This window comes from Nitrosarchaeum sp. AC2, from assembly GCF_013407385.1.
Taxonomy (GTDB): Archaea; Thermoproteota; Nitrososphaeria; order Nitrososphaerales; family Nitrosopumilaceae; genus Nitrosarchaeum; species Nitrosarchaeum koreense.
This window is the reverse complement of the sequence record NZ_CP030847.1, coordinates 838,992-862,199: the sequence shown is the minus strand read 5'-3', so window position 1 is coordinate 862,199 and position 23,208 is coordinate 838,992. Positions and strand designations below refer to the sequence as shown.

The following is a 23,208-nucleotide window of genomic DNA, read 5'->3' as shown; positions in this document are numbered from 1 at the left end:
TTATTCGTTGAATATGTATCGTCTTTCACCCCTAGATTCTGCAGTGGTGTTGACATCTACTAAGATGAACTCTCTTTTTGTACGAAGCATTGGCTCTTCTGGAGAAAGCTTGTTTTCATGTAATGTCTCATACTCATCTAGTGTGAGTCTTCGTCTTGGTGCAAGCTCTGCTTCCAAGTTCATGTTTTTGACAATTTCTTCATACTGTGGTTGGATTATGCCGCTAAACACCATGGCACTACTTCCACTACCATATGACCCAAACCCGAAACGTTTCCCATTCAAATCAATTCCTTTTTGATATTCAAATTCAAGACAACTTCTAAATCCCAAATACAATGATGCAGTATAGAGATTTCCAATCATCTTTGATGCCACCAATGAGCTTGCCAATTTTGCTTCATAGACTTCTTGAAACTCTTGTGTTTTTGTAAATGCTTTTGTAAACTCGTGATCTTTTGCCATGAACTCTTCGTCTCCTAATACTGATTCAATTGTTCCACGTGGATCTTTTGGAATTGGCTCTTGTATCCCTATCTCTTGAATTATTTTTTTCCATCTTGGAAGTTGGCGCCACTCATGTCGTACCAAATATGCAAGAGCTTTTTTGCCCATGTTGCTGTATGGCAAGTGCATGTTAAGATAATCCATATGATCTAAAATTGTTTCTCCAGGTTCTAGCTTCATTAGTCCTGATGATATTGCTTTTTTCTTGTAAGTTTCAAGTGCCTTTCTTACCTGAATCATGTATAGAAGATTGGAATATTGACCGTGTACGATTGGTGTCTCTTTTCCAAATGGTCTGTAAAAATCATATTCGTCTTTAATTGATGTAGCTGTTACTTTAGGATCAAATGATAATAATCGTGGTTCATCATTGAGTAGCATCACAACTGCCCCCGCTCCTTGTGTCATTTCGCCACTTGAACCCATATCGTATTTTGCAATGTCTGAAACAACTACTAGTGCATGCTTTCCTTCTGCTTCTCCTGCTCTAATCCAATTTGTATTATCATAAAGTGCATACGACCCGCTTACACAAGCAAATTTTGTTTCTACTCCACCACAATGCTCAAATGCCCCTTGACCATAAACCTGCTCTAGCATGCCAATGACGTAAGAGTTCATTGCTTTTGATTCATCAAATGAAGATTCAGTTGATACATACAGTCTTCCAATATCTTCTGGTGAAAGCTTGTTTTTTTGCATAATTTGTAAGCATGCATTTGCTGCAAGACATGCTGGGTCTTGGTTTGTATCAACTATTGCCATTTGAGATACTCCCAATCCTTTCTGGAGTTTTTCAGGGTCTAGACCTCTGGCTTTTGCAAAATCTGCTGCATCTATGTATAGCCGTGGTATGTAAATTGCAATATCGTCTATTCCAGCTGCCATGTAGCTTGCCTCCTTCTGTACTCATATAAGGATATTGAGCTAATTCTATCTTACTAATTAGGGAATTTTTACAAATTTTTATATACTTTTTACAAATTGATCGATGATTTTTCTATTTTTCCAACTCTGAATTGAAAATTCTCTCAAAAACATCATATGGTTGAGCTCCGCCAATCTTTGTCACCTTGTTATCTGGTCCAATGACAAAAAATGCCGGAGTTCCAGTTAATCCCAGGTCTTTAGCGTCCTGATTGCTATTTGTTATTACTGAGGTGTGTTTTGACTCTATCATGCATTTGGAGAACGTATCTATATCTAATCCGACATCTCTTGCAAACCCAAGCAGGTTTTCAGATGATGCCCATCCGTTATTCTCTCCTTTCCAATTGTTGTATAACATATCATGATATTTCCAAAACATCTCTTGTTCATCAGCGCAGTGAGCTGCATGAGCTGCAGAGACTGAATCTGGACCAATTATTGTATAATCTTTGAAGATCACTTTGACTTTTCCTGTTTCGACATAGTTTTTGAATAGCTCGGGCTCTGTCTTATGGAAAAACTGGTTGCAGTAAAAACACTGATAATCGCCAAATTCTATCAATGTTACGGGGGCATTGGGATTGCCTAGAATTGGTGAACCGTTCTCAAAAAATGTTGCACTTGTAATCTGTGCAGGTCCTGACTCTTCGATTACAGGAGTGGGTGCGATTTCTAACTCTGATTCATTATTTGATAAGTTAAATGCTAAAAACATTACAATTATTGCAACAGACGCAATTCCAGCCCCTATTGCCAAAGATGGGACATGAATCATGAAAAATTATCAATTTTTACGACATTTAGTCTTTTGTACCCTTGATTTAAAACCGCATCTTGGTGAATGCTTTTGAACAATTTTTTCAACATGTTAAATGAATTATTAATAACATAGATGATTATTCAAATGATTAATCAGGGTAATTCATGAGTTCTAAAAACGATGTTTTGATTATTGAAGATAGTCCAGCAATAGGAATGTTGTTGAAAAATTATCTTGAAAAATTAGGATATACTCAAATTCACATTTGTTCAAATGGTGCAAGTGGCATCATGACATTCAAAGATCTGATATCAAATAAGAAAGATCCAATTGTTTTGCTTGATTACATGCTTCCAGATACTGATGCACGTTCTGTTTTAACTCAGATGTTTGAAGTAAAACCAGACATCCGAGTTCTATTGGCAACAGCTACTGAGGAAGATGATGAAGGTGTTAAAGACTTGATTCGATTAGGTGCATATCAGTATTTACAAAAGCCAATTCGTTTTGAACACATAAAATCTGCTTTTGAAACCATTGAAGAAGAAGATAATTTTTTCAAAAAAGAATCATCTCAAATCGATATGATGTCAAAACAAATTGAAGATCTTGAAAGTAAGATTCGTTATCGTGTTGACATGGTACTTCAATCAACTTCTAACTTTAGTCTTAGTTTCTTACAAAATTTATTTAATGATTCAAATGAATACATTTCCACATATCTAAAAGAATTAGAAGAAAATGGAAAGATTACTCGTCTATCAGACAAAAAAGAAATTGCTTGTAATCAATGCGATTCTACATCCATTACTCAGATTTTCTACTGTCCTTCTTGTAAGAGCTCAAAATTTAGATCAGGCAAACTCATCGAACATTACGAATGTGGAAATATTTCAGAAGACAATACTTATGTAAATGATCTATGTCCCAGTTGTAAAAAATTAATCAAGGCATTAGGTGTGGATTACCGTGTGATGAAAAATCATTACATATGCAATGATTGCTCAAATTTCTTTCCACAACTATCAACTGATTATGTTTGTTTAAAATGCCAAAATAAATTCAGTCTAGATGACTGTAGATGGAAAAATAGCCCGTTTTATAAAACAACTTCCATATAATTTGAAATTAGTGTTATAATCTGTGCATAAACTATCGAGGAACTACTATCATTCTTGATGTGAGATTGTTTATTGCATTTTCTAATTCCATGTCTGTGATTTTTCCTTGTTCGTACCAGACGTAAACATGTTTAATCCATGCTGGATATTTTTCAAATAAAGATTCTTGAGGGATGTCTGTTAATGATACAATTTTGATGTTGTTTTCCTTTAGAGTGCTGATTAGTTCTTCTAGTAGTTTCATTTTGTCTTCGTTTATTTGATTTTTAAACTCACCATCACGTATTGCAAAGTCAGAAGGTTGCGTACTAATTAATGCATATCCGTATTTTTTTTGCTGGTCTTTTATTTTTAATAACATTTTTTCAATAATTGTGCCTTGAAGAAATGGATCATCATCTAAAAGATTTGGCAAGTATGACGTTTCAGGAATATGACGTGGGTAAGACTTGACATTTAGCGTATCGGTCGTAATCATTGCACTAACATATGCTATGTTGTTTTGTTTTGATGCACTTATCGTGTAATTGTTGAATTTGCCAAAGGGTATTGAAAATATTTCTGACTGCATCCCTAACTTTTTAGATATCTGATTGTTTGTTTGCTCAATGCTAGATGATTGTTCTTCTGTTTCATACAGTGAATGATCTACCAATTCCCAACCTCTAACTGCTACGTCTACTTTCTTATCTTGAATTTGTTGCTTTAAAAAATCAACAGTCTTAGGATCACTTCCAAAAAATTTACCAATAATACTTGTTGTTACTGGAACATTATTTTCTGAAAATGTGTTTATCAAATTATTTTGTACGTCATTTAACCAGAAATCTTGTACGTTGTCAATTTTAAATGCAACACAGTTGCAATTTACATTCTCACTTGTATTTGTCTGGTTTTTTATAATCTTCTCAAAAATTACCGAATCGTATTCGTCTATTTTTCCTACAGGTAGTAATGAATATCCTTTGGATTTCAGTGTTGAAATTACTACTTTTAATTCCTCAAATTTGGTTTGATTTGCTTCATTTATGTATGCCCCGCCGTCATAATTTGAAAACTCGTATGGATGCATCATTACTACAGCATAACCATAATCAAAAAGACTATCATCTATCGATTCTAATATTTTTTCCTTCGAATTGTGATTCCAATACGATGTGACTGGGTCTAATTTTGCAGTAGATACTGCTGTGTTAAAGTGATAAAAATCGGATTTGACAATTTTTGATGGAACATCTGTTTGAACTGATGCACTAAGATTATCGTAATCATATTTTTTCAAATACGATATTGTCTCATCCTCAAAAATGTTTTCTGGAGGAATAAACGTGTGTGGTTTTACTTGAAATAATTCTTGGATTTTTGTGTCTGTGTTTTTAATTAGTTCTTCTTGTGACTCTGAAGATAAACTAGTCAGTACCCTATTATTCCAACTGTGATTTGCAATCTCAAATCGTGGATTTGTTTGCAATTGTTCTTTGATTGCATTAACTATTCTAGGATCATTGCCTGTTACTCCGCCAATTACCCCCACTGTAAGTCCTGCTTCTTCTTCTTCAAACAATTTCATCATTTGAATTTGGGAATTACTCAAAAAATAATCCTGTACGTCATCTAATCTAAATGCAACACAGTTGCAATACGACCCTTCAAAATTCAGCTGCGGATCGTTTGTGAATATCTTTATTGGTTCATGACTTCCAGATAGGGTTACTTTTTTTGATGCTATTACCTCACCAGTGTTTTTTGAAACAACATGAAATGCATATGTCCCTACAGGAATGTTAGATATTACGGCATCTCCTTTGTATGATACTAGAGAATCCACTACCTTTGATTTCTTTTTATCGTTTACTTGTATTGTAAGTGGCCCATCAGATTCGGATACCTTTGTCTTTTCATCTTTGTAAACTTCTACTGTTATTGCTGAATTAATTATCTTTGGCCACTTTGTTACTATTTTGATGTCTTTGGAAAGTGATGACTGTATTTGTAATGGAGTGTATGTGTATTTTAATTGAGGATCTATTACGACTTCTACACTGTAATAGTCATTATTGATGGTCTGTGGAAGCCAAAAGCGTACCGTGTCTCCATTAAAGTCAGTTTGATCAAATCCTACTATTTTCCCACTCATTGTTTTAAAAAATATGCTGGCATTTGGTATTGGCGTCTGCCCATCTTGGTAAAAAACTTCTAATTTTATCCCGCCTGGTAATTTTACATTTATCTCAAAATTGTTAGTTGTCTTTGTTAGATCATAATAGTCTACACTCTGAAAATGATCATTGTAATACAGTTCAATTTTGTATTTGTGGTTTAATGGCAGATTTGTTATTTGTACTGGATTGCTTTGTACTTGAATTTCTGTTATTGGATTTTTATCAAAATCTTTGTAGATTTTTAATGAAGTTGATTCGATGCTTGCCTTATTTCCATTATCGTATTTTAACAAAAGATCAATATTTCCAGTGCTTTCTGCAAATGATTGCCCGATAAATATTGAAAATGATAGCAAAAATATTGTTAATGACAATAAAATTTTCATATTGATCTGCATGGATACTGATTATTTGTTTAATGTTTTGTATTAATATAGTTGTAAATTAATTTCACCATGCATTAGATATATTTTCAATAACTCGTAATACTGCATTGTCATTTTGGTTTGCAAAAGATACTATGTCTTTTACACGCCTATTCTTTTAGCACTCGTCCATGTAGCTTTTTTCTTTCTTAGTTGCTCTAGGATTGCTTTTAGCAGCAAAAAGTCTATTATCTGTTTAAACCCAAAAACCAAAAATCCTGCATGCCATAGCAATTTAGGATCTTCTCCATCTATCCTAATAGCTAATGCAGACATTAGATAGTGAACTACGACAAAAATCAAAGACACCTGTAAAACATATAATCCGTCCCCCAAGATTATTCCCAAAATCGCATTTGCGGTAGCTGTAAATCCAATGATTGGAGTAATTACCATTCCCAAAAACAGATATGGTAATGACAATCTTTGCAGATATCCAAATCGTGGATTAAACAACGCATCTGAATGTCTTTTTAATACCTGAATGTTTCCACGATACCATCTTTTTCTTTGAGCTACAAAGTCATGTAGTGTGTTTGGTGCCTCCGTATATGCGGTAGCTTTTGAGCTTCCCTGAGTAATCAACCCCGCCTTTAGCAATTTAATTGTCTGATCAAAGTCTTCAACTATGGTTTCTTTGCCGTAGATTCCAGCTTCTGTAAGATATGATTTTTTAAAAGCACCTAGCGCTCCTGGAACAATAGTGATTGATCCAAATACATCAAAAGCTCGTCGGACTATTTGAATTCCTGTGATGTATTCTAATGCTTGACATTTTGTAATCCAATTAACCCTGTTTCTTACTTTGATATTACCTGCAACAGCTGCAACATGCTCATTAACTTCAAACCCTTTTACAATCTCTTTTAAGGAATGCCTTCCAATAATTGTGTCAGCATCAACTATTACAATAATCTCTCCTGTTGCATACACTAAACCATAATTTAACGCAGATGCCTTTCCGCCATTTTCTTTATGCAATACTTTGATCTTTTCTTTGTATTCCATCGCAATGGATAATGTCTTGTCTTTGCTTCCATCATCTACGAATATGATTTCTTTTTTTGGATAGATTGTTTCTAGTAGTCCTTCTATTGTGTGTGCAATCACTTTTTCTTCATTATACGCAGGAATTATTATGGAAATAGTTGGAAATTCCTTTATGTCTGTCTGTCTATCTTCTCTATGCTTACTTAAAACTGCCATTGGTACAAATAACATTGTTGACCAAAATGAAATCGTCATTGCCCAAAGTAGGATGATTCTGACAGGGGATTCTAGTAAAGTGTATCCTTCATAAGCAATTAACGTTGCAATAATAAACGGAGAACCAAGTAAGAATATTAAAAATACCGACGGTGCACGTATTCCTGAAATATTTTTAGAATATAGCTTTTTACTTGCCCCAAGAACATGATACATTGTAATGAATCCCCCCAATCCCATTGCAATCATGCTTATTGGTCCTAGAAGAAAATAGACTGTCACAATTAAGAAAATAAAGATTGTCGCAGTTAGTAAAATTTGTACAGGATCTTTTTTTATCTTAGATGTTACATTAGATGTGTTCTCTGCATTTTCATATGTGTTTTTTATGCGTGATTTTTCCTCTTTAACTTTAGAGAGCGTATTGAAACAATCTGAGTGAAACCATTCTTTATCTTGTCTTGTAGATTTCTCATTTAATTGAATATCTCTATTGCATAGCGAGCATTTGATTAGATTTGGATTTAGGAATATGGATAATTCTTTTTTTGACATATCTGTTTGTTTATCTTTTTTTATCTCAATATTGTCTAGTCCTAAAATTTTTTTCAGATATTTTTTATCGGATTCAAAAAGAATTTCCTGTTCTTTAATTCTTTTTAGAAGATATTGGTTTCTTCCAAAATCTCCTATGTTATTTGTAATGGCATAGATGAGTTTTGAAATAATGTAATTTTTGTCCAATTTTGTTAATTTGTTTAGACTATTTTTGCTCTTAAATGTAAACTTGTCATGTTTATTCTCTAATCTGTCTATTTTTTTAGTTAATTTCTCATTATTTTAAGCCTGTATCTAAACTATATTTGAGAAGTTTTTTAGCAATAAAAAATATTTTCATAAATGATAAAAAATTTCACTATCCATTTTCTCCGTGCACAAGTCTTGAATTGTTCTCATGTCTGTCTCAATAATTTTTAATAACAAAGTTAGTTATCTAAGCTCACTCTGATGCAAGTTATTTTTACATCTTTAATGGTTGTTTTAATTGTAATTTCAATTATTCCTGTATCTTTTTCACTCCCAACTTTAATTCAAGAGGAATCCTTGCAAATTCAAACAGGAAATTGTACAGATGGTTGGTATGTGACAGGATATTTTCTTCCATTAGAAATTGAATATTCATCAAATGTCACTCCTATCAATATTGATGGAAAGTGGTATGGGTTTCCAATTGATTTTTTGAACGAAGTAAAGATTCAAGGATGGGGTAAAACAGTTTTTGGAGATTTTTTAGGTTGGGATAAACAAAAATTCTATTTCAATTCTATTCCTTTGGATGCAAATGATAACGAATTGATTGTTGGCACTGTTGCAGTTGATCCTGAAATTATAAAAATGAATTCAAAAATCACAATTCCCAACTCTCCTTCTCCTTGGAATAAAATCGTGTTTAATTCAAATGATGTTGGTCCTGCAATTATTGGAAAGCACATTGATGTGTATACTGGTATTGGGCTAGACGCTAGAAAAGAAGCATTTAGAATCACAGGTAATGACTATTCAGTATGTATTGTAGATGACATGTTACATTTACCACAAAAAAATATTCTTAAAGATTTTGATTTTGAAATGACTAAAAATCAAGATTGGGTAAAAAATATTTTTTTATGGTATGAACAAAATAGAATTTCTGAAACAGAGGCATCAAATGCTTTAAAATTTTTAATTGAGCAACAAATTCTAAAAGTAAAGTAAGTTTCTTATGGTTTTATGATGTCCAATCATGGTCAAATCTAAATAAATGGGTCATTCTTAGAAAAAATATGAAGAAAGTTTTTGTTAACGGTTATGGCTCTATTGGAAGCAGAATCACATCTTTTCTAAAAGATGATCCTGAAATTTCTGTAATTGGCGTGGGAAAGTATTCCCCCGACAACGATGTTAATGTAGCAATTTCTCGTGGGTTAAACGTCTATGTACCAGAAAGAAAACTAAATGATTTTAAGAATTTCAAAATTACTGGAACCATAGAGTCTGCACTTAACGACTGTGATTTAGTGATAGATGCGTCCCCTGGTGGTCATGGATACAAGAATAAGAAAAATCTCTATGATCCAAAAAATCTATCCGTGATTTATCAAGGCGGGGAGACCACCATGGGGGATGAGGCAGTTTCTGATTTGTTGTTTAACTCAAGGGCAAATTATGACTTGGCCATTGGAAAAAAACATGTCATGCAGGGCAGCTGCAACGTTACTGGTATGGGACGCATTTTAGAACCGTTAAGAAGTAAATTTTCAAACAGACTAGTCAGGTTTGATGTTACGTTAGTTAGAAGATGGGCAGACATTGAACAAACAGACAAGCAAGTAATCGATACTATCGAAATGACTGAAAAACCTCATCACGGCGATGATGTAAAGATGTATTTTGGAAAAGATGCTCCGTTATTTGTCCGTGCAATTAAAGTTCCAACTAGACAAATGCATCTTCACATTATGGATATACGTTTTAGTGATAAAGCACCAATTCCTTCAGAAATTCATGAGATTTTTACAAATGAATTCGGTGTAGCCGTTTTATGGACAGCAAAGGGAACAAAAGACATTAGAGATTATGCCCAAAACATGGGGTTTAATTTCACTGACACAAACATGATTCACATTCATGCAAACATGACCGTATCAATTGGGGATACAGTTCAAATGATGTATTCTGATGATCAAACTGGAATTGTTATTCCTGAAAATCATATGCTGATGCAAGCAATGTTGTTTGGAAAATCATACAAAGATGCATTTTCTCATACAGAATCAATATTTAACATGAAAGAAAGAAAACAAAAACTAGAATCCCATTTTGCAAGAAAAAATTAATCCTGTTTCTTTATTCTTTCTATTCTGATTTTCACAGGTTTGTTTTTAATTACTTTTTCAACGACTATTCTAACATCCTCAAATTCAAGTTTATCTCCTTCTCTAGGAATGTCTTGTAATCTTTCATGTAAAAGCCCGTTAAGTGTAGAGTAATCGTCTCCTTCGGGCAGTTCGGATTTGAAAATTTGATTTAGTCTGTAAATTTCAATATCTCCATTTGTAATTATTGTATTTTTATCGATTGATTCGAATTCTTTTGGTGGTATGTTGTCTGTTTCATCTTCAATATCGCCTACTATCTCCTCAATTAGATCTTCAAATGTAACCAGTCCTTCTACTCCACCGTGTTCATCAATTACAATTGCCATGTGCGTTTTTCGACCTTTCATCTCTTTTAGTAAAGCGCTTACCATTTTTTCTTGAGACGCAAATACTGGCTTTCTTGCAACTTGTTCAAGTGTGACCATCCTTTCTTCTTTTTCAATATGCGTTAGTATGTCTCTCACATGTACAAATCCTACAATGTCATCCTGAGATTCTCCAAAAATAGGTATTCTTGAATGGGGGTTTTCGTTAATTAAAGGAAGAGCATCAACAAGTAACATCTTTGCAGGAAGTGTGAACATTTTTGTTCGAGGTGTCATCACTGATCTAATTACAGTATCAGCAAATTCTAATGCACTGTGAACCAAATCACTTTCATCTTTTTCTAATGCTTTATCTGCGAATCCTTGTTCAACTACACCTCTAATTTCCTCTTCTGTGACTAATGGACCGTGATGACTACTTCCAGTTAATTTTACTATTGATACTGTAATTATTTCCAATATTTTAACAACTGGCCAAAACGCATAGCTAAAAATCAGTAAAACCGGTGCAAATCTGAGAGCAACTTTTGTCGCATTTGCATTACAATATGTTTTTGGTGTAATCTCACCAAATACCAAAATAAGAAATGTCATTATTCCAACAGCTATTGCCAGACCGTTATCTCCAAATGCTCTTAATGCAATGCTAGTTGCAAATGCCGAAGATCCAACATTTACTACATTATTTCCAAGATTTACGCTTGCCATCATCCATCCTGGATTAGATTTTAGTTTGTGAAGTGCATTTGCTCCCTTTGCTTTTTGTTTTAGTAGTTGGTTAACAGTTGATTTTCTAGTTCCTACTAGAGCAACTTCCAGACCACTGAAAAATGCAGATAATCCAATTAGAGCAGCTAACGCTGTAAGTTCAACCCAAAGTTCTACCATTTCATACCCCGTAAAATCTTGTTAGAACAAAATGTGTTCTTCATTTTATTTTTTATGCACCATCTCTTGGTTGATAATATTTTGTAAACCCCTCTTTTAAGGATTAATGTCTGAAAAACACAGATAGCAAAAAAATTGTTTGCTTGAGGCTAGTTTTTAGGCGGAATTGCAAATTTATTTTTTGGATTATTGTGATACTCTACTGGAAGCATTGCGTCTTTTTGTCTACCTGTAAGAATTCCTACTACTACATCGTCTTTTTTGATAATTTCTTCGTTTATCAATTTTTTAATTCCAACAACTGATGCCCCTGAAGCCATTTCACAGTCAAATCCATTCAAACCTACTACTGCCATGCCGTCTAACATCTCAGAATCTGAGACTGTTGTTACAACACCGTTTGTAAACTCTAATGCACGTAATCCTTTTAGAATATTGGCAGGTCTTCCAATCTGAATTGCAGTAGCTTTGGTTTTTGGTCTAATGCCTTCCTTGTCTAAATGATCATAATATCTTGAAATCAATTCTGTGTTTGTATTTCCTTTATTCCAACGTAATTCTTCTCCTTCAAATTTTCCATTATACAAATCAGATAATGTACTTGCACCTTCAGAATTAATTACCGCAATTCTAGGTATTTTTTTAATCCATCCCCATTCATATAACTCCATCAATGCTTTTCCACAACTAGATGTGTTTCCAAGTGCACCACCTGGATACACAATCCAATCAGGGGCTTCCCATCTCAAATATTCTAAAGCTCTAAACGGAATTGTTTTTTGTCCTTCTATTCTAAATGGATTTATGGAATTTACTGTGTATCCGTTATGGTTTTTTGCGTCATCAAGTGATTGTTTTAATGCATCATCAAAGTTTCCGTCTACCTGAATAATTTGAGCTCCGAATTGATATGCTTGGCTTAGCTTACCTGGAGCGATTTGACCTGATGGGATGTATACATCACAGTTGATTCCCTCATTTGCAGCAAACATGCCAGCAGACGCAGAAGTGTTTCCAGTTGATGCGCAAACAATTTTTTTTGCTCCAACCATTTTTGCATGTGTTACTGCAGTTGCCATTCCGTTATCTTTGAATGACCCGCTTGGATTGTATCCTTCTGGTTGCAACCATAATCTATTATTTGCAATCCCTATGAATTCCGCTGCTTTTGACATTTGATAAGGTTTTGACTGTCTTCCTTCTGAACCATCTAGTGAAACCAAATACTTTGAACACTCTGCAACATTTTCTGTGTTTATTTGGCAAAAATTAAGTAGCTCTCTAAATCGCCAGACTCCACTTTCATTAAATATATTCTCTTGAGAGTCTCGTCTCTGGTAAAATGTTTTTTTTAGTTTATCCGAAGGTTTGTTTTTATATTTTACATCTAACAGATGACCTTTTTCACATTCTACATTAGTGCTCATTATTGGATATTCTAATCCACAATGAGGATCGATACACTTGAGATATGCGTCACCTTGCATTGTCAGTTAGCGGAATCAGTGATAATTTAAAGTTAAGAATAAATTTCATAGTGGGAATTAATTTGATTTCTAAATTCCAACAAGCTTAAGTTCATAGATTTTAGATTGGAATCATGGCACGAAAGAAAAAGGATTTGAAACAACGCCAGAATCTTCAGTGCCATTGGCATTGTCCTTGTGAAGATTGTAGGAATGATGAAAGTCAGCAAAATTATTAAAAACAACCCCGGGTTTCTAAACTCTTTTCGTTGGTGTTTAGATGAATCAATTGACTCAAAATATTCAATCATATCTTTAGATATTAGAAAAACGATGACTGAAATTTCACATAAAATGGATTTTTGCAGTCTAAACTTTTAGATTAGAACAATACAATCAAAAATTAATCATGGTGACCTATAATGACTATTTGAAAGGGATACTAGAAAAGGTCCAAATTGCACATGATACACTTGAAAAACTCGAGGATAAACCAGGTGATCTTGATACAATTAAAAAAGAAATATCAAAGATAAAGGGATTCTTTCAGGTCTTTGTTACTAAAACGGATAACGAAAATAATCAAATATCTGATTTTACAGAACTAAAATCCAAGTTTGAGCATTATCTGGATACGTATTCATTTGAAAAGGAGATAGAAACTATGGCTCCGTTATATGCCAATGATTCTAATCGATTAAAAAACATGCGACTGAAAATTTTGGAATCGCTATCAGATAAAAAATTAATGGATGATATAGCGTACGTACTTGATAAACTCTAAAAACATGGAAAAAAAAGATAAAAAATGTATTTTATGTGGGTGTAAAGATCATCGCTTAATTGGATGTTCACGTCATATTGCAAAAAAATGCGGTTGTCATGTTAAAAGTTGATTTAAAAAATAATTAGTTGCTATTTTCTTTTAGGACCTGATCTTTCATGGAAATTTAAGCAGCATTTACATTCTTTTTTTCTACATTCCTCTTCTGTTCTGTGATCACATATCCCACATTCACAACCGTTTACCATACATTTCAATAACATATTTACAATATAACTAATACTGCAAATTTTTCTGATTTTCAGGTCAAATGGTTCTTATTTTTTTGATTTTTGTTTTTTTGTTGCAGGCTTATCTGGTTTACCTTCCAACTCTTTTTCCATCTCTGCGGCTTTGTTGTCAACCACTTTAATGATCTCTTGAATTAATCCATCAAGATCACTATCTGAAGGTTCTGGGTCAACTGCAGTTGCAATATCGTTAATCGTACTAGAAATTTCAGCGCTAACTTCCTCAAAGCTTTCTGGATCTTCGTATGCTGCATTATACAGGCTCTTGAGGTTATTTACATGATTTACTACTTGATCCGTTAATGTAAGTTTAAACTCGGTTCCATTAACTTCTATCATCTTAGTAATCATATTTCAGATTTCAATTTCTGTTCCTTAAAGGTTTTTAGTTGAAATATGTTGATGTTTGGTGCGTCAATTTATCAAACTAGAATACAATATAATCCAAAGCGGCTGCATCACTAATCAAAGTGGTATGTCTTGAACCTAAAACATAACCGTTCTTGATATCGTTTGCTGGAACCCATCTGTTTGTTGACGTATAGTGTCTTTTCTCAGCTAATTCCCGCTCTATCGCTTCTATGTCAAACTCACCTTCCTCTACCTCTTGAGAAGATAAGTGTTTTATTGTGACTAGTATTTTACTGACTTTTACTCGATCACCGAATTTCCACTTTGATGGTGGATTTTCATCAGAAACTTCTAAAACTTTAATCTTCATCTGTTTGTTTCCAAATGCATCATAACTAATCAAAGTTCTTTCATCTGTAAATTCTTCAAAACTTACTCGTGATTTTGTTGCCTTTGCTTCAGATACGGTTTCCAATAATGATTTTGATTGGATTTCACTTTCATCATAATCTGATTGTGATTTTTCAACACTATCTTCTGTCATGTTATGAATTACCATCAATCATTAAAAAACGCTGTGCTGCTAAATTTATCAGTTAGGCACTAGTTCTATGTTTGTTCTTAAATGGCATCTTTTGTTCTTCAAGGTCAAGATGTGTTCTTTTACCATCCATTTTTGCAAATATTTCTCCATCATACGTACAAACACAATCTGTTATTTTTTTTGACTCGTCCCAAATCTTGTAAAACTCTCTTAATTCCCTGTTTTCATAAAGTCCTTGTCCAATTCTTTTTTTTGAAAGAAATTTGAATGCCAATATGACTTTTCTTTCTTTGTATATGTCAAATGTTGTAATCCATTTTTGACATCTTTCAATCTGATCTGCCGGTACGGGGAGTGATGTGCTTGTTCCAGATTTTGCCTCTATGCTAAAAATCATACTAGATTGAGTATTTACTGCCAAAACATCGGGTAATGCTATGCTTGGCGACCCTAGTCGGAATGCTTTCCAGTTATCTACCGAGTTGAATCTTTTTACCAGGGTGTCTTCCCAGTGATACCCACGTTGTCTGCGTGTACGTGCAATTTTTTTATTGTCTTTGACTGGTTTTTGTTTTATTATTGAAATCGAGGTCAATTTACTACTCATATTTCTTTATACATAATTTGGGTATAGTAAAGCAGGTAATTACAGAATAACCATTACAAAGCGTCATGTGACTATTTTTCAATTATAAATTATTGAACACATATGCTAAAGAAGAATGTAACAATTGATGAATATTTTCAAACAAGATTTTTTCAGGTTGCAACATTGTTTAATCTCGAGTTAAGAATTTCGGGCACTGTCTTTTGATTCTTTATCTCGCAGCTGGTTATAATCCAACATTATTTTTGGCAGTTTGTCATCGGGATTTGGGGTTATGCTGTGTTTTTGGCAATACATAAAATAATTGGGCCAGTTATTTTTCGCTATTCTTTTAAAATCTTCGCCAATCATATGATCATACCAATCAATTATTGTCAAACCATATGCAAAGAACCTGTTAAGATATTGAGCAATACCTACAGGAATTTTTTTCTGTAGTGATAAAAATGCAATCTCATCAACAGTGTTTAGGTAATCGTTTGCATACCTGTGGCAGTCTTCTGTTGTTTTAAGAATTGAATTTTTATCCAGTCTGTTTGTGAGATCCTCATGAAATCCTCTCAATAATTGAGAATACGATACTTTGGTATTTTCTCTGAGGTTTCTCCAAGTTAAAACCAGTGTGATTACAAAGATTGTTGCAGTAATTGAGCTAATTATTACTGCCAATGTGGGGGTCTCAATGGTTTGGATTGATTGTAAAAATATCCCAGAAAGATTAAGGAGCATGTTGTTGATTATTTTCCCACATATTATAAGATGACTAGATAAGCTAATTGAAAATTACCAAATATTACATGCGGTGAATTGTTGTTTTTATTTTTAGTTGAATCGCAATGAGTTTAAGAATCCCATTTTTGAGATATTTGTATGCTAGACAAACTGGCCAAAAATTTAGGCACATTAAAACAAGAATTTGTAAAAACATACGATGGTCACAGTCACATTCAAGAAATAATCCCTAGTTGTTCTTCAGAGTTTTTTCCAATTAATGAATCTCATTTGAAATTACTGCATGAATTTATTGAAAAAAATCCAATCTATCATAATTCTTATGAAAAAAACATTGCCGATACATTATGTACAGTTTATGAAGGAGACATTAATGAGTATTGGCTTAATAGCATCAAACACGGTTCTAGCTGCCAGCCATTTTATCCAACATGGGTTATTTCGGCATACATTGCGTCATCAATTGCAAAAAGTCTCGATTACAAAGAACTAATCGATATCGGTTCTGGGGATGGTAGAATTGCATATTGCGCAAAAATTTTAGATTTACAATCAACAAGTATTGAAATCGACGACGTGTTGGTGGAATTACAAAATAACATGGTATCTACGACAAATATTAATTTCAATCCAGTATGTGCAGATGCGATAGAGTTTGATTATTCTGCATTAAATTTGTCATTTCCTGTGTTTTTTATCGGAGGATTGCCTCAGATGGGAGGCGATGTATTGGCAAAAAACATCATTGATAAAATATCATATACGGATCTTAAAAAAAATACATGCATAGTTTTTGCAGGAACGCACTCAAAAAGACAACTTTCTGGAAATCAATCAGTGGGGGGTTGGAGTTCATTGATTGACAGTTACTGTTTAAACGTAATTAAAACTGTTTTACTTCCAACAATTTGGACTTTTGATCAGACATCGGATACCCCATACATCTATACAAAATTTAATTGATCATAACAAAGAAATTTCAAAATTATAATTCTTATTTTCAATTCCGCATTTTTCTATCTTGACTTGCTGGCCTTCGACAGGAATTCCTCTAGACAGTTTTCCGATTAATCTGATGCTTTTTTCTATTTCAATTAGGCAAAAATAAGAATCGTTTTTCCTTGAAAATTCGATAATTTTACCTTCATGAGCACCTTTTCGCCACGATACATCTCTGAAACACTTGTTGCAAAAATCAGATGGTGGCCATACAATTTTTTGACAATGCTTGCATTCTGCTACTATAAAATTTCCATTTTCTAACTCTGTATCAAAATTCATCTTTCCAACACCAAAACAGTTGAAGATGTTGACGCTGCAGACATGTTGTGAACTAGACCTATCTTTGCATTGTTTACCTGTCTTTTATCGGCAGACGATTGCAATTGCTGTGTTATTTCGATAGTTTGCGCAATTCCTGTTGCTCCAAGTGGATGTCCTGCTCCAATCAGACCACCTCGTGGATTTATTTTAAAATTATCTGTTGCGTATAGTTCTTTTATCAAATCCATACCTTTTCCCTTATCTGTAAAACCTAGGGATTCCAAAGCCATCGGTTCGCAAACAGAAAATGCATCATGAACTTCTGCCACATCTATATCTCTTACATTTCGTTTTGACATTTGAAATGCCGATGTTGCAGCAATCCTTGATGACTCCATTGAGCTAAACGCAATATTTTTTGTAAATCCAGCTGAGGTTGTTTTTTGCCCAATTCCTGAAATCCAAATAGGAGTATCGGTGTATTTTTTACATACATTTTCAGATGCAAGTAAAATTGATGCACCTCCTGTACATGGTCTTGAGCAATCATGTAACCTAAGATCATCAGTTAATTTTTTAGAATTTATTACTTCATCTAACGAATATGTTTTTTCTGAAAGTGCATTTGGATTATTCTTTGACTGTTTGTGATTTTTTACTGGTACAATTGCTAGATCGTCATCTGTAATAGAAAATTCTCTTTTGTATGCTTTTGTAAAGATACTTGCCCAAAAAATTGGATGTTTGAACTCTCCTCTTGAGTTATCCCATTCCAAAATTTGTCCAGGGCTGTCATATCTTTCAGCTCCGCACACTAACACCACATCTGCCAATCCTGCCGAGATGTAAGAATATGCAGATACTATTGCATTTGTTCCAGAATTACACAAACTCTCTACAGAATGAGCAATTTTAGGCTCAATTCCAGACATTTCAGATAAAACCGCAGAAAGATATTTTGAGTTATTATTGGTGGAAACCAAGACCGCGTCAATGTCATTTCTACTCAAATTAGGGCTGGCATCAAATAGTTTTTTTGTAGACTGTAAAAGCACTGATTCAATCTTAGAGTCGTCTTTTGAGAATTTTGTTAATCCGTATGACGCGATTCCTACTTTGGACATCATCTTTCCTCTGAAAATGTAGTTGTAAATAATTTAAAAGAATCAATCACATCTCCAACAGGATTGAATTGTATTGTTGGTAAATCAATTCCTGTATCTTTGAATTTTTGCAGTTGTGAGAGACATTGATCAGGAGTACCTGCAATTGTTAATGATTTTAGCATGCTGTCTGATATTAATTCATGATTTGTTTTAAATCCAGATTTCTTAAACTCCTCGTATACGTTCTTAGTTTCACTCTCAAATCCATTTTTTGATAAAAATTCCCGATAAATTTTTCCAACAGATATGTAAAATGCCAGAGTTTGTTTAGCCCGATTTATTGCAATTTCCTCATCGTGAGATACACAGGTAATAATTTGACATGTTACATCAATTTTTCTTTTTGATTGCATTTTTTGAATTGTTTTTTTCATCTCATTTAAGGGTCTTAGATAAAAAATTACTCCATCTGAAATCTCCCATGTCAACTCTACCATTTTTTGATTAACTGCTGCCAAGTATATTGGAATTTTATTTCTCGGAGGTGTTATCAGCAAAGAAAAGTTTTTCAAATTAAATATTTTTCCCGAATAATTAACTTGCTTTCCAGATAAAACAAGTCTTATAATTTCGACATATTCTTTCATTCTTAAAACAGGATTTTCAAATTTGTATCCGTGAAAATCTTCTACAATTGGCATGCTGCTTGTCCCAAGACCCAAGATTAAACGTCCTTTTGATAGTGTGTCTACAGTTGCAGCACCCATTGCAATAGATGATGGACTCCTAGAAAAAATATTAATTATTGATGAGCCTATTTTTGGTTCCAGTGCTTTTTGTGATACTGCACCTAACATGGAATAATTCTCCATCCCCCATGTTTCTGGAATCCATATTGTATCTACATTAGTATGAGATAGTATTTCTGAGCATTCTAAGACTTGATTTACAGTAAGAAGAGAGCCTAAACTATATGCTATACGCATGAATTAACTCAGACTATTGGATATTCTAGTGTTTCCGATATCTTTTAGAAAATTTGGTTACTCTTCGTATTCAGATGCTTCTAGGAACTCTCTTTTTGAGTTTTCCAGTTCACTGCAAAACGGACAATTGCACATAATCTACAATTATTATTGCATAATTTGGATTTAAGCACAACAGTTAACACGATATTCATGAGCCTAAAGTTTTACGACTAGGGTTTTGTCTAACTCTTTTAGCATTGTGTTAATTATGATTGAGGTTGTTTATTATGAAATTAATTTCTAATCATAATCGTTGAGTGAGCAAATTTTCGAAGAAAAACCTAGTTCAGAAGGAACATTTTGGGATGATGCCACAAAATATGCTGCGTCTGCAAATGCAGATGAGTCATTTGTAAGTGAGATAGCATACATGATGGTAACACTTCACAGAACTGGGGCATAAAGAAACCAATTATTTTATTATTTTGTTTAGTTCTAATGAACATTCTTCAATATCTTTGAATGAATCAATAGAGTGCCACATTGTATTTTTGAATTTTACGGTAGATAGTTTCCCTTTTTTTGCATAATCTGGAAAAACTGTTTTTTCTATATCTCCTTTTTTTGGTAAATCTTGTAGTATTTCTTTTTGTAAATGGTACACCCCTGCATTCATCCATACATTTGGAATTTCCTTTTTTTCTTTGAATTGCGTTATCTTGTCTCCTTCTATCTCCACAACTCCAAATTTTGTTTTTAATTCAATCGATGCAATTGAATTTTGTTTTTTTATTAATTTTCCAAGATCAATGTTTGTGATTGTATCGCCATTTAAAACAAAAAATGATTTATCTTTTATTGACAATCCTGCTTGTTTAATTGCCCCGCCTGTACCTAATGGAGTCTTTTCTACTGAAAATTTTATCTTTACACCTAAATTATTTTTTACTGCAAGAAAATTTTGAATCATTTCTGTCTTGTAACCTGTACAAATCGTAATTTCCTTGACCCCAAATTTTTTGAGGTATGATATTTGCCATTCGATAATGGGGATGTTATTTAGAGGTACAAGGGGTTTTGGAACATAATCAGTAATAGGTCGTAAACGTTTTCCTCTTCCACCAGCCAAAATTATTGCATGCATTGAAGTGTCATGATAAGATAGACGTTATAACTTTAATTGAGTTGCTAAATCATTTTTTTTGAAATTTTACTTGATGTAGAATCTTGTTTCTTTTTACAAATTCCACAAAAAAGATACCCGTCTTTATGTCTAATCCAATAATGACGTGTGTGGTTTTTGGATTTTTCCATAACTATAATGTTTTTAGAATTTTGGTTATTTTATTTAATTCACATGGTTTTGTATTGTCACATACTAGAAAAAATCAAACGTGGCCATTCCAAAATAATATCCGATTGCAGTTAATGCAGTACTCCATATGCATGACCCAATCAGGGTGAAAATAAGAAATTTTAATGGAGGCATATTAAAAATTCCAGCCGGAATCGATACTAGTTCACGAATCCCTGGAATCAATCTACCAATGATGACAGATTTATCACCATATTTTGCAAACCAATGATCAGCTTTTTCTAAACTTTTTTCTTTGATTCTTGCATATTTGAGATATTTTATCAATCCAGTTCGCCCTAATTTTTTTGATATCATGTAAATTACAAAAGCACCAACTGTTGCACCGCATCCTCCAGTTATCCCGGCTCCCAAAATATGAAATACATTCATACCATTTTTTAGTATACTATATCCTGCTAAAGGAAATACTGCCTCACTTGGAATTGGTGGAAAAACTGTTTCTAACAAGGCAGCTAAAAATACACCTGGGTAAAGATTCTCAGCAACTAATGAAATCACCCATTGAATGAATGCTTCTATTTCACTCAAATTATTTTTCTTCCGTCAAATAATAATGCAGTTCAGTATAACATTCAGTACAATATTCTTGATCATTTGTATGATCACAATCATAAACCTTTGATACGTCGTTATTGCATTTTGCGCAAATTGGCATAATTATAATCCTCTAGTTTTTCACTATCTTAATTGCACCTAATGCAATTTGAATAATCGCTGGTGCAAATAGCATAAGAGGATTTCTTTCTACTCCTTCAGGAGCAGGAGTAAATATCATTGCCAATCCACCAATTAGAATTAAAACTCCTGAGATAATTATTAGACCTCCCAACCCTTTTGATTTTTCTCTAAGAGTAATGAAAAATGCTATTATAGGCAAAATTATTGCGGGACCACCTAGCCCCATACCTCGTTGCATGTCATTTAATGGTAAAAATCCATCATGGTCTGCATTACCCATTGAAACTGCAACGTCTGCACCGTATAACGCCAATAATGCAATAGATATTCCCGTTATTATCATTGCTACTTTTATTGCCATGTTGGGAATCGTCATTTACAACATTTAAACCAATCAGATGGATTTTACTTTTACTTTATCTTTGATCTGAGATAATTCATTCAATAGTTGATCAATAGTTTGATTATCCGTTCCAACGATATTCAAATGACCTAATTTTCTTAGTGGTTTAGAAATTTTTTTGCCATACATTTTAAGAAAAACATTTTCTTCAGAAATATTCAATATGCTGTATTCCCCCTCGAAATTTTTTGGACCTAAAATATTATACATAATAGTAGGATGTAAAAGTACAGTATCTCCCAATTCCAAACCCAAAATCGCTCTAAGATGCTGTTCAAACTGAGACACTTTGCTTGATTGCAATGTATGATGCCCCGAATTATGCACACGTGGTGCAATTTCATTAATTAAAATTTCATCTGTTTTTGTAACAAACATCTCGATTCCGAAAATACCTGCTCCTTTTAGAACATTCATAGTTGTTTGTGCAATCTCTTCTGCTTTTTTTGCAACTTTTTCAGTTACTCTTGCTGGAGCAATTGTTTGACGAAGAATGTTCTCTTCATGAATATTTTCCACTAGCGGATATGTTTTAATTTGACCTTTAGTATTTCTTGCAGCAATTATTGAGACTTCCATTTTAAAAGGAACAAATCTTTCAAGCATGAGATTTTTTTTATCAAAATAATCAAATGCTTCTTGGATTTGAGATGACGAGTCTATTTTGAAATTACCTCGTCCATCATATGCATCACGTCTTGCCTTTAGTAATGACGGATATCCAAATTTTTCAAGGCCTTGTTTTAAATCTGAAATTGAATCTATCTGTAAAAATTCAGGAACCGGAATATTATTTTGGGCTAAAAATGATTTTTGTAAAAACTTGTCTTGAATTATTTTTAATGTTTCTGGAGACGGATTAATCTCCGCATCTTTTTCAACTGATTTTAATACCTCACTGTCTCCCGATTCAATCTCATATGTTATAATGTCAGATTTTTTGGCAAGTTCAATTATTGCATTTTTATCTTTAAAATCTGCCAATATTTGCTCAGCACCAACTTGGGATGCAGAACAATTCGCTACAGGGTCCAAAACTATTATCTTTGAAATGTGTTCTGGCATTCTCTTGGCAGCTTCTGTGATCATCATACCAAGTTGTCCTCCGCCTATTATCCCAAGAACCTTGCCCATGCTTTTTTCTTAAATATCGATTAAAAATATCTAATGCTATTTTTTAGATTCATCTCTATCTTGTAATATAGGCTCAATTCATCTGAGTGTTATTAGAGATAACATACTTCTGATTAACTGTAAAAGCAACAAACACACATTATGATTCAGAATATTACAAATGATTCAGAAATGGATTATTTATTAAAAATTACAGATTCATTGCTAATCAAATTAAAACAACAAGTGTCATAATCTGAAAATCCGATTTATTGATATTAT

At 33.3% G+C, this 23,208-nt stretch carries 23 protein-coding genes; 6 read left to right on the top strand and 17 right to left on the bottom strand.

What is annotated here, in order from left to right; translation table 11 throughout:
* Positions 1–1,395 carry a hydroxymethylglutaryl-CoA synthase family protein gene (locus tag DSQ20_RS05025; protein WP_179364831.1) on the bottom strand — a complete coding sequence of 465 codons (1,395 nt, stop codon included), beginning with the start codon at positions 1,393–1,395 and terminating at the stop codon, positions 1–3.
* A 112-nt stretch (positions 1,396–1,507) separates the two neighbouring features.
* The gene (locus DSQ20_RS05020; protein WP_179366271.1) at positions 1,508–2,212 is read right to left on the bottom strand and encodes a DsbA family protein; all 705 of its coding nucleotides are present in this window, start codon (positions 2,210–2,212) and stop codon (positions 1,508–1,510) included.
* Between the two features lie 149 nt (positions 2,213–2,361).
* On the opposite strand from DSQ20_RS05020, the gene DSQ20_RS05015 reads away from it, so the two are divergent.
* Entirely contained in the window at positions 2,362–3,318 is a 957-nt protein-coding gene (locus DSQ20_RS05015; protein ID WP_179366270.1) for a response regulator, read from the top strand.
* A gap of 31 nt (positions 3,319–3,349) precedes the next feature.
* Here the strand turns inward: DSQ20_RS05015 and DSQ20_RS05010 are convergent, their stop codons facing one another.
* Together DSQ20_RS05010 and DSQ20_RS05005 are read right to left on the bottom strand one after the other, a co-directional pair.
* On the bottom strand, positions 3,350–5,866 hold the full coding sequence (locus DSQ20_RS05010; protein WP_255458380.1) for a polysaccharide deacetylase family protein: 2,517 nt from the start codon (positions 5,864–5,866) through the stop codon (positions 3,350–3,352).
* Between the two features lie 141 nt (positions 5,867–6,007).
* Positions 6,008–7,855, bottom strand: coding sequence for a glycosyltransferase (locus DSQ20_RS05005; RefSeq protein WP_179366269.1), 1,848 nt, complete (start codon positions 7,853–7,855; stop codon positions 6,008–6,010).
* Positions 7,856–8,119: 264 nt separating this feature from the next.
* Between DSQ20_RS05005 and DSQ20_RS05000 the strand changes: the two genes are divergently transcribed.
* Positions 8,120–8,866 carry a 3D domain-containing protein gene (locus DSQ20_RS05000; RefSeq protein WP_179366268.1) on the top strand — a complete coding sequence of 249 codons (747 nt, stop codon included), beginning with the start codon at positions 8,120–8,122 and terminating at the stop codon, positions 8,864–8,866.
* 68 nt (positions 8,867–8,934) lie between these two features.
* The gene (locus tag DSQ20_RS04995; RefSeq protein ID WP_179366267.1) at positions 8,935–9,987 is read left to right on the top strand and encodes a type II glyceraldehyde-3-phosphate dehydrogenase; all 1,053 of its coding nucleotides are present in this window, start codon (positions 8,935–8,937) and stop codon (positions 9,985–9,987) included.
* Here DSQ20_RS04995 and DSQ20_RS04990 read toward each other — a convergent pair.
* Positions 9,984–11,243: a hemolysin family protein gene (locus DSQ20_RS04990; RefSeq protein WP_179366266.1), complete on the bottom strand. Its 1,260-nt coding sequence runs from the start codon at positions 11,241–11,243 to the stop codon at positions 9,984–9,986. The two genes, DSQ20_RS04995 and DSQ20_RS04990, sit on opposite strands and share 4 nt — an antisense overlap.
* A gap of 149 nt (positions 11,244–11,392) precedes the next feature.
* Positions 11,393–12,730 carry a threonine synthase gene (gene thrC / locus DSQ20_RS04985; protein WP_179366265.1) on the bottom strand — a complete coding sequence of 446 codons (1,338 nt, stop codon included), beginning with the start codon at positions 12,728–12,730 and terminating at the stop codon, positions 11,393–11,395.
* Between the two features lie 388 nt (positions 12,731–13,118).
* Between thrC and DSQ20_RS04980 the strand changes: the two genes are divergently transcribed.
* On the top strand, positions 13,119–13,493 hold the full coding sequence (locus DSQ20_RS04980) for a hypothetical protein (RefSeq protein WP_179366264.1): 375 nt from the start codon (positions 13,119–13,121) through the stop codon (positions 13,491–13,493).
* A gap of 317 nt (positions 13,494–13,810) precedes the next feature.
* Here DSQ20_RS04980 and DSQ20_RS04975 read toward each other — a convergent pair whose 3' ends face one another.
* The 4 genes from DSQ20_RS04975 to DSQ20_RS04960 form a co-directional block, all read right to left on the bottom strand.
* Entirely contained in the window at positions 13,811–14,134 is a 324-nt protein-coding gene (locus DSQ20_RS04975; protein WP_179366263.1) for a hypothetical protein, read from the bottom strand.
* Between the two features lie 76 nt (positions 14,135–14,210).
* Entirely contained in the window at positions 14,211–14,678 is a 468-nt protein-coding gene (locus DSQ20_RS04970; protein WP_179366262.1) for a hypothetical protein, read from the bottom strand.
* Positions 14,679–14,730: 52 nt separating this feature from the next.
* A complete protein-coding gene (locus DSQ20_RS04965; RefSeq protein WP_179366261.1) occupies positions 14,731–15,285 on the bottom strand; it encodes a resolvase in 555 nt (184 codons plus the stop codon).
* Positions 15,286–15,465: 180 nt separating this feature from the next.
* A complete protein-coding gene (locus DSQ20_RS04960; protein WP_179366260.1) occupies positions 15,466–16,014 on the bottom strand; it encodes a hypothetical protein in 549 nt (182 codons plus the stop codon).
* A 141-nt stretch (positions 16,015–16,155) separates the two neighbouring features.
* Between DSQ20_RS04960 and DSQ20_RS04955 the strand changes: the two genes are divergently transcribed.
* Positions 16,156–16,980 (top strand): hypothetical protein, encoded by an 825-nt coding sequence (locus DSQ20_RS04955; protein ID WP_179366259.1) that lies wholly within the window; start codon positions 16,156–16,158, stop codon positions 16,978–16,980.
* On the opposite strand, the gene DSQ20_RS04950 is transcribed toward DSQ20_RS04955, so the two are convergent.
* From DSQ20_RS04950 to DSQ20_RS04940, 3 genes are read right to left on the bottom strand one after another with little or no spacing between them, the layout of a single operon-like run.
* Positions 16,981–17,298, bottom strand: coding sequence for a zinc ribbon domain-containing protein (locus DSQ20_RS04950; protein ID WP_179366258.1), 318 nt, complete (start codon positions 17,296–17,298; stop codon positions 16,981–16,983). It lies immediately after the preceding gene.
* Entirely contained in the window at positions 17,295–18,404 is a 1,110-nt protein-coding gene (locus tag DSQ20_RS04945) for a beta-ketoacyl synthase N-terminal-like domain-containing protein (protein WP_179366257.1), read from the bottom strand. Before DSQ20_RS04945 ends, DSQ20_RS04950 begins: the two co-directional genes overlap by 4 nt.
* Positions 18,404–19,372: an LLM class flavin-dependent oxidoreductase gene (locus DSQ20_RS04940; protein ID WP_179366256.1), complete on the bottom strand. Its 969-nt coding sequence runs from the start codon at positions 19,370–19,372 to the stop codon at positions 18,404–18,406. Before DSQ20_RS04940 ends, DSQ20_RS04945 begins: the two co-directional genes overlap by 1 nt.
* A 295-nt stretch (positions 19,373–19,667) precedes the next feature.
* On the opposite strand from DSQ20_RS04940, the gene DSQ20_RS04935 reads away from it, so the two are divergent.
* Positions 19,668–19,817: a hypothetical protein gene (locus DSQ20_RS04935; RefSeq protein ID WP_179366255.1), complete on the top strand. Its 150-nt coding sequence runs from the start codon at positions 19,668–19,670 to the stop codon at positions 19,815–19,817.
* A gap of 9 nt (positions 19,818–19,826) precedes the next feature.
* Here DSQ20_RS04935 and DSQ20_RS04930 read toward each other — a convergent pair whose 3' ends face one another.
* From DSQ20_RS04930 to DSQ20_RS04915, 4 genes are all read right to left on the bottom strand, one after another.
* A complete protein-coding gene (locus DSQ20_RS04930; RefSeq protein ID WP_179366254.1) occupies positions 19,827–20,498 on the bottom strand; it encodes a nucleotidyltransferase family protein in 672 nt (223 codons plus the stop codon).
* Positions 20,499–20,732: 234 nt separating this feature from the next.
* The gene (locus tag DSQ20_RS04925) at positions 20,733–21,260 is read right to left on the bottom strand and encodes a DedA family protein (RefSeq protein WP_179366253.1); all 528 of its coding nucleotides are present in this window, start codon (positions 21,258–21,260) and stop codon (positions 20,733–20,735) included.
* Between the two features lie 139 nt (positions 21,261–21,399).
* Positions 21,400–21,771: a hypothetical protein gene (locus tag DSQ20_RS04920; RefSeq protein ID WP_179366252.1), complete on the bottom strand. Its 372-nt coding sequence runs from the start codon at positions 21,769–21,771 to the stop codon at positions 21,400–21,402.
* Positions 21,772–21,804: 33 nt separating this feature from the next.
* Complete coding sequence (locus DSQ20_RS04915; RefSeq protein WP_179366251.1) at positions 21,805–22,947, bottom strand: 5-(carboxyamino)imidazole ribonucleotide synthase; 1,143 nt, start codon at positions 22,945–22,947, stop codon at positions 21,805–21,807.
* Positions 22,948–23,208 lie beyond the last annotated feature (261 nt).

Coding starts and splice junctions, on each gene's coding strand:
- DSQ20_RS04955 (WP_179366259.1), top strand. CDS start 16,156: ATGCTAGACAAACTGGCCAAAAATTTAGGCACATTAAAACAAGAATTT.
- DSQ20_RS04970 (WP_179366262.1), bottom strand. CDS start 14,678: ATGACAGAAGATAGTGTTGAAAAATCACAATCAGATTATGATGAAAGT.
- DSQ20_RS04975 (WP_179366263.1), bottom strand. CDS start 14,134: ATGATTACTAAGATGATAGAAGTTAATGGAACCGAGTTTAAACTTACA.
- DSQ20_RS04995 (WP_179366267.1), top strand. CDS start 8,935: ATGAAGAAAGTTTTTGTTAACGGTTATGGCTCTATTGGAAGCAGAATC.
- thrC (WP_179366265.1), bottom strand. CDS start 12,730: ATGCAAGGTGACGCATATCTCAAGTGTATCGATCCTCATTGTGGATTA.
- DSQ20_RS04920 (WP_179366252.1), bottom strand. CDS start 21,771: ATGGCAATAAAAGTAGCAATGATAATAACGGGAATATCTATTGCATTA.
- DSQ20_RS04990 (WP_179366266.1), bottom strand. CDS start 11,243: ATGGTAGAACTTTGGGTTGAACTTACAGCGTTAGCTGCTCTAATTGGA.
- DSQ20_RS04915 (WP_179366251.1), bottom strand. CDS start 22,947: ATGGGCAAGGTTCTTGGGATAATAGGCGGAGGACAACTTGGTATGATG.
- DSQ20_RS05000 (WP_179366268.1), top strand. CDS start 8,120: ATGCAAGTTATTTTTACATCTTTAATGGTTGTTTTAATTGTAATTTCA.
- DSQ20_RS04945 (WP_179366257.1), bottom strand. CDS start 18,404: ATGTCCAAAGTAGGAATCGCGTCATACGGATTAACAAAATTCTCAAAA.
- DSQ20_RS04930 (WP_179366254.1), bottom strand. CDS start 20,498: ATGCATGCAATAATTTTGGCTGGTGGAAGAGGAAAACGTTTACGACCT.
- DSQ20_RS04950 (WP_179366258.1), bottom strand. CDS start 17,298: ATGAATTTTGATACAGAGTTAGAAAATGGAAATTTTATAGTAGCAGAA.
- DSQ20_RS05020 (WP_179366271.1), bottom strand. CDS start 2,212: ATGATTCATGTCCCATCTTTGGCAATAGGGGCTGGAATTGCGTCTGTT.
- DSQ20_RS05010 (WP_255458380.1), bottom strand. CDS start 5,866: ATGAAAATTTTATTGTCATTAACAATATTTTTGCTATCATTTTCAATA.
- DSQ20_RS04965 (WP_179366261.1), bottom strand. CDS start 15,285: ATGAGTAGTAAATTGACCTCGATTTCAATAATAAAACAAAAACCAGTC.
- DSQ20_RS04980 (WP_179366264.1), top strand. CDS start 13,119: ATGGTGACCTATAATGACTATTTGAAAGGGATACTAGAAAAGGTCCAA.
- DSQ20_RS05015 (WP_179366270.1), top strand. CDS start 2,362: ATGAGTTCTAAAAACGATGTTTTGATTATTGAAGATAGTCCAGCAATA.
- DSQ20_RS04940 (WP_179366256.1), bottom strand. CDS start 19,372: ATGCGTATAGCATATAGTTTAGGCTCTCTTCTTACTGTAAATCAAGTC.
- DSQ20_RS05025 (WP_179364831.1), bottom strand. CDS start 1,395: ATGGCAGCTGGAATAGACGATATTGCAATTTACATACCACGGCTATAC.
- DSQ20_RS04960 (WP_179366260.1), bottom strand. CDS start 16,014: ATGCTCCTTAATCTTTCTGGGATATTTTTACAATCAATCCAAACCATT.